Source organism: Stenotrophomonas sp. (assembly GCF_032099025.1).
In the GTDB taxonomy this organism is placed as follows: domain Bacteria; phylum Pseudomonadota; class Gammaproteobacteria; order Xanthomonadales; family Xanthomonadaceae; genus Stenotrophomonas.
The window spans coordinates 1-5,439 of sequence record NZ_DAMCID010000003.1 but is presented as its reverse complement, the minus strand read 5'-3'; the positions used below and the strand labels follow the sequence as shown (position 1 = coordinate 5,439).

Below are 5,439 nucleotides of genomic sequence, written 5' to 3'. Positions count from 1 at the left end.
GTCCCGCTGCCACCGCCCCCGGCCGCTGCGGTGGTGCAGGAGATGGCTGCGCCTGCAACGCCCCCGCCCCCGCCGGCGCCCGCCATGGCCGCGCCCGCTCCACAGAGCAAGGCGATGCTGGCAGACACACAGAGCGAGCTGGACAGCGTTGCTGCCACCGGCTCGCAGGTGGCCGATTCGCGCGAGCGCGCCAAGGCTGCCCCTGCGCCTGCACTGGCAGCGCGCACCGCCGGCGGGGCGGGCATCATGAGGCGCCCGGCACCGGCCCAGGACGAGGCCAGCGGCGCGCTGTCGGCGCGTGCGCTGGATGCGGCCGTCGAGGCCGACGCCGCCCTGCCGCGCACGCAGTGGATCAAGCGCATCCGCGAACGCCGCGACGCCGGTGACGTGGACACCGCGCGCGCCAGCCTGGAACGCTATCTGCAGCACTATCCGGAAGTGCGCGTGCCGCGCGACCTGCGCCAGCTGCTCGATCCGTGAGAGGCGCTGCACCGCGCCATCCCTACTAGAATGGCCGGGATGTCCGATACGCTCGCCACCGCCGTCAGCCACAGCCTGGACATAAAGCACAGCCGCTTCGTCGCCCATGCCACCCCCATCGATGCGGCCCCCGATGCGCTGGCCTTCCTGCAGCAGGTGGCCGTGGCCGACGCCACCCACAACTGCTGGGCCTACCGCCACGGCAACGAGTACCGTTCCAGTGATGACGGCGAACCCGCCGGAACCGCCGGCCGGCCGATCCTGGCCGCGATCGACGGCCAGGGGTTCGATCGCGTCATGGTGGTGGTGACCCGCTGGTACGGCGGCATCAAGCTGGGCGCGGGCGGCCTGGTGCGGGCCTACGGCGGTACGGCGGCCGAATGCCTGCGCACCGCGCCACGCCTGCCGCTGGTGGCGCTTGCCGAACTCGACGTGCAGGCCGGCTTCGAGGACCTGGGCACGCTGCACGCGATGCTGGCCGCCCACGGTGCCGAAAAACGGGGCGAATCCTTCACCGCCGCCGGGGTCGAACTGCACCTCCGCCTGCCCGCCGATCAGGTCGAGCCATTGAAAACCCGCCTGCGCGACGCCACCCGTGATCGTATCCGGATCCATCCGCGCACCGAACCAGGCCTTGCCCATGACTGACCCCTCTTCCCCGCCAGCCCCTCCGCTGCGCCGTCTTGGCAGCCTGGGCACGCTGTGGCCGTTCGTGCGCCGCCACGCGGGGCTGTTCAGCGCCTGGCTGGTGGCGCTGGCGGTGTCATCGGCGGCAACGCTGAGCCTGCCGCCGGCGGTGAAGCAGATGATCGACCATGGCTTCAACAGCAATGGGCAGATCAACCGCGCCTTCGCCCTGTTGTTCCTGGTTGCGGTGGTGCTGGCGCTGGCCACGGCCGCGCGTTTCTTCTTCGTCTCGCTGCTGGGCGAAAAGGTCGTGGCCGACCTGCGCAGCCGCCTCTACGCCCACCTGATCGCGCTGGGTGCCGGGTTCCACGACCGCAGCCGCAGCGGCGAACTGGTTTCGCGGCTTACCGCCGACAGCGAACTGCTGCGCAGCGTGATCGGCTCCACCATGTCTGTGGCGCTGCGCAGCAGCGTAACGGTAGTGGGCAGCCTGGTGATGCTGTTCGTGACCAGCCCGCGCCTGGCGGCGTGGTCGCTGGTGGGCATTCCATTGGCGGTGCTGCCGATCATCATCGGTGCGCGTCGGCTGCGCGGCATTTCGCGCGCCAGCCAGGACCGGATCGCCGACGCCAACAGCCTGGCCGCCGAAACGCTGGGCGCGGTACGCACGGTGCAGGCGCATGCCCGCGAACCGTACGAGCGTGGCCGCTTCAACGCCGCGCTGGCCGAGTCGATCCGCGCCGCGCGCCGGCGCATCGGCGCGCAGTCGCTGGTGACCGCCACCGCCATCGTGCTGGTGTTCGGGGCGATCGTCGGCGTGCTGTGGCTGGGCGCGCACGACGTCATCGACGGGCGCATGAGCGCGGGCACGCTGGGCCAGTTCGTGCTGTATGCACTGATCGGTGGCGGTTCGGTAGGCGCGCTGGCGGAAGTGTGGAACGAACTGCAGCGCGCGTCCGGCGGCATGGGCCGCATCGCCGAGCTGCTGCAGGAAGACATCGAGATTTCCACCCCGGCCGATCCGCTGCCGCTGCCGCAGCCGCTGCGCGGCGAGATCCGGTTCCAGGATGTGGTCTTCCACTACCCGCAGCGGCCCGACACCGCCGCGCTGGCCCATTTCGACCTGCATGTGCGCCCCGGCGAAACGGTGGCACTGGTGGGTCCTTCCGGCGCGGGCAAGAGCACGGTGTTGTCGATGCTGCTGCGCTTCCACGACCCCGCCAGCGGCAGCGTGCAGGTGGATGGCGTGGACGTGCGCCGGGTCGATCCGGCGCTGCTGCGCGCGCAGATGGCGCTGGTGCCGCAGCAGCCCACGCTGTTTGCCAGCAGTGCGCTCGAGAACATCCGCTATGGACGACTGGACGCCAGCAACGACGAGGTGCAGCGGGCAGCCGAGGCGGCTGAAGCCGACGAGTTCCTTCAGGCGCTGCCCGAAGGGTACCTCAGCGAGCTGGGCGAGCGCGGCGCCCGCCTGTCCGGCGGCCAGCAGCAGCGCATCGCCATTGCGCGCGCCCTGCTCAAGGACGCGCCGATCCTGCTGCTGGACGAGGCTACCAGCGCGCTCGACGCGCAGAGCGAACGTTCCGTGCAGCAGGCGCTGGAGCGGCTGATGGCCGGCCGCACCACGCTGGTCATCGCGCACCGCCTGGCCACCGTGCTCAAGGCCGACCGGATCGTGGTGATGGACCACGGCCGCATCGTCGCGCAGGGCACGCACGCGGCGCTGCTGGCCGAGGGCGGCCTGTACGCTGAACTGGCGAAACTGCAGTTCATCGAGTGATGACACACCGCTAACGGCACAGGTTGCATGGTGCTCACGCCCCATGTCCCTGTTGCTGAAGGAGGTGTTGCATGTCGTTCCGTCAGTTCCCCGCTACCGACGCCAATGGCGATGACTACGTCATCATCGAATTCAAGGATGAGCCGGCCGGCGATGCCAACGCATCATCCGACGCGCATGCGCGCTATGAGCTCGCCGATGGCCGCCATCTTGTCCGCGACGGCCACGTGTTCCGCACCAGCGGCGGTGAGCTTACGCTCAGCACGTAGGCAGCGCGCGACCCCGGGTCGCTGGTCAATAAATAGCCACCCATCTTGACAGCGTTGTGCCCCGGGGGCTGCGCGCGGTTATCCACATGGTTGTGCGCAACTCATCCACACCCCCTGTGGATGAATGTTGCGTCGCGTCAGCGAGGCAGGACGCGACCGATGCCGGTGGCGTCGATCTCCACCGCGGCCCGCTGCATCGCGTGCACATCGCTGCCGGCCACGAAACCCATCCGGAAATGCAGTTCACCGCCGGGCGTGCGCGAGGAATGGATCGAGGCCAGGCTCACCCCGTGCCGCTCGAACACGTGCAGCAGCTCGCGCAGGGAGCCCGGCCGGTCTTCGGGCAGGTGCACACTGATCGCATTGCGCTCGGTCAGGTCCGCCAACAGGTAGCCGACCCGTTCGAAGGTGTAGTTGCCTTCGGCCAGCAACGCCTCACCCTGGTGCTCGCGGTTGTCATGCAGCAGATGTTCACGGAATGCGGCGCGCGCGGCATCGTCTCCCTGCGCCACCTGCGTCCGCAACTGCTGCAGCTGCGCCAACAGGCGGTCCAGCATCGGCGCCACGTGCGGGTTGCCGAACTGGATGTCTTCGTAGATGGCCGGATTCATCGACAGAATCCGCGCCATGATCGCCGTGTCCAGCTCGAACGAGGCCGAGCGGTAGGGCATCAGCGCCGGCAGCGCCCCCAGCAGCGGGGCGTATTCGCGCAACACGCCAGCCTGGGCAAGATGGGTGGCATGCACCATCGCCTGCACCAGCGCCATGACCTGGTCGTGATGTTCGGGCGTGGCGCGAACGCACTCGGCCTCCAGCGCGTCACAGAGCGACTGTACCCACGGCTGCCAGTGCGACAGGCGCGCCTCGCAGACCACCATCACCCTGCCCTTGAGCGTGGGCGGCTTCGGGGGTGCGGTCATCGGGTGCAACCCCACCACCTCCGCCTGCGAGGCGAGCATGGCGGCCACCGGCGCACTCTTGACCGAGGTCACGTCCAACCACAGGCGGCCGGCCTCGCGACCGGCCGAGCGGGTCACATAATCGGCGATCAACGCCGGGGTGTGGCGGATCGGTGCGGAGAAGATCAGCACCTCCGCACGCGCGAGCACGGTCTCCGGGTCCTGCGACTGCGGGTCGGCCGGATCATGGCCGATCACCTCCAGGCCCATGCGTTGCTGCAGGAACTGGCGCAGCCAGCGCCCATACGCGCCGGCACTGCCAACGATACCAACGACCGGACGCAGGCTCACGCCAGGCGCTCGGGAACGAAGCGGGTGGGCTGCGCCAGTGCGGCCGGCGCGGCGGCCAGCACATCGAACTCTTCATGGTCGTTGGCCAGCGTGGCTTCCAGCGCGGCATGGACCCCGGCGATGGAGCGCGACAGGGCCTGTTCGAAGCGCTCACCGCGCAGCAGGAAAGCCACCAGCAGCGACATCAGCACGTCACCGGTGCCGGCCACGTCCACCGGCAGGTGCGGCGAGGTCCAGCGCCAGATTGCATCGCGACTGACCGCCAGCGTGACCAGTTGTCCCGGCGCGCCGCCAACGCTGTGCGCCAGCACCCACTCGGGGCCGCGCGCGAGCAGCACCTTCGCCGCGGCGATGGCGTCGGCCTCGGCCAGGCTGGGCATGCCGGTCAGGCGGCCCAGCTCGAACGCGTTCGGCGTGACCAGCCACGCATGCGGCAACAGGCGTTCGGCGAAGATCGTTTCCAGGCCCGGCTCCACGTAGGGGCCGGTATGAGTGTCACCGATCACCGGGTCCAGGCAGTAGCGCAACTGCGGCGAAGCCGGCAGCACGGTGTCGAGCCAGTCGGCAAAGGCGGCGCCATTGCCGACGCTGCCGAAATACCCGGACACCAGCATCTTCGCGCGCGCCGGAAGACCACGCTCAGTTGCCCCCAGCAGCAGTTCGGCGAACCAGTCGGCCGGCAGCACGCGGCCGCGCGTGGTCGGATAGAACGGCGCATTGCTCAGCAGCGTCGTGGGAATTTCAGCCACACGCACACCCAGCGCGCGCAGCGGCGGCACCGCCGCACTGTTGCCGGCATGGCCGTACACCAGCTGCGACTGGACCGAAATGACGTCGACCGGCGACGGACCGTCCGGGCGCTGGCGGCGCCCGTGGACCAGGTGGCTTTCGAGGGATTCGTTCATGCCCACATTTTACGCCCATAAAAAAAGGGGACGTTTTTCTATGCGCTTGAAGCATGGCGCAATGTCTTCGATCGGATCTGCCGCGAGCGTTGAGGGCCCCGCCGCGGCCGGCAGGCCCCTATGCAAAT

5 protein-coding genes and 1 pseudogene are annotated in these 5,439 nt (G+C 69.4%); 4 read left to right on the top strand and 2 right to left on the bottom strand.

Annotation, left to right across the window (positions count from 1 at the left end):
* From RT456_RS03325 to RT456_RS03310, 4 genes and pseudogenes are all read left to right on the top strand, one after another.
* Window positions 1-480: pseudogene (locus tag RT456_RS03325) on the top strand (hypothetical protein); the annotation flags it as partial.
* A gap of 39 nt (window positions 481-519) precedes the next feature.
* Complete coding sequence (locus RT456_RS03320; RefSeq protein ID WP_313342487.1) at window positions 520-1,128, top strand: YigZ family protein; 609 nt, start codon at window positions 520-522, stop codon at window positions 1,126-1,128.
* Entirely contained in the window at window positions 1,121-2,887 is a 1,767-nt protein-coding gene (locus RT456_RS03315; protein WP_313342485.1) for an ABC transporter transmembrane domain-containing protein, read from the top strand. Before RT456_RS03320 ends, RT456_RS03315 begins: the two co-directional genes overlap by 8 nt.
* Before the next feature lie 71 nt (window positions 2,888-2,958).
* Window positions 2,959-3,156, top strand: coding sequence for a hypothetical protein (locus RT456_RS03310; protein WP_313342482.1), 198 nt, complete (start codon window positions 2,959-2,961; stop codon window positions 3,154-3,156).
* A gap of 137 nt (window positions 3,157-3,293) precedes the next feature.
* Here the strand turns inward: RT456_RS03310 and RT456_RS03305 are convergent, their stop codons facing one another.
* Together RT456_RS03305 and pdxY are read right to left on the bottom strand one after the other, a co-directional pair.
* Window positions 3,294-4,406, bottom strand: a complete 1,113-nt coding sequence (locus tag RT456_RS03305; protein WP_313342479.1) for a prephenate dehydrogenase — start codon at window positions 4,404-4,406, stop codon at window positions 3,294-3,296.
* The gene (gene pdxY, locus RT456_RS03300; protein ID WP_313342476.1) at window positions 4,403-5,311 is read right to left on the bottom strand and encodes a pyridoxal kinase; all 909 of its coding nucleotides are present in this window, start codon (window positions 5,309-5,311) and stop codon (window positions 4,403-4,405) included. The genes RT456_RS03305 and pdxY overlap by 4 nt, the downstream gene beginning before the upstream one ends.
* Window positions 5,312-5,439 lie beyond the last annotated feature (128 nt).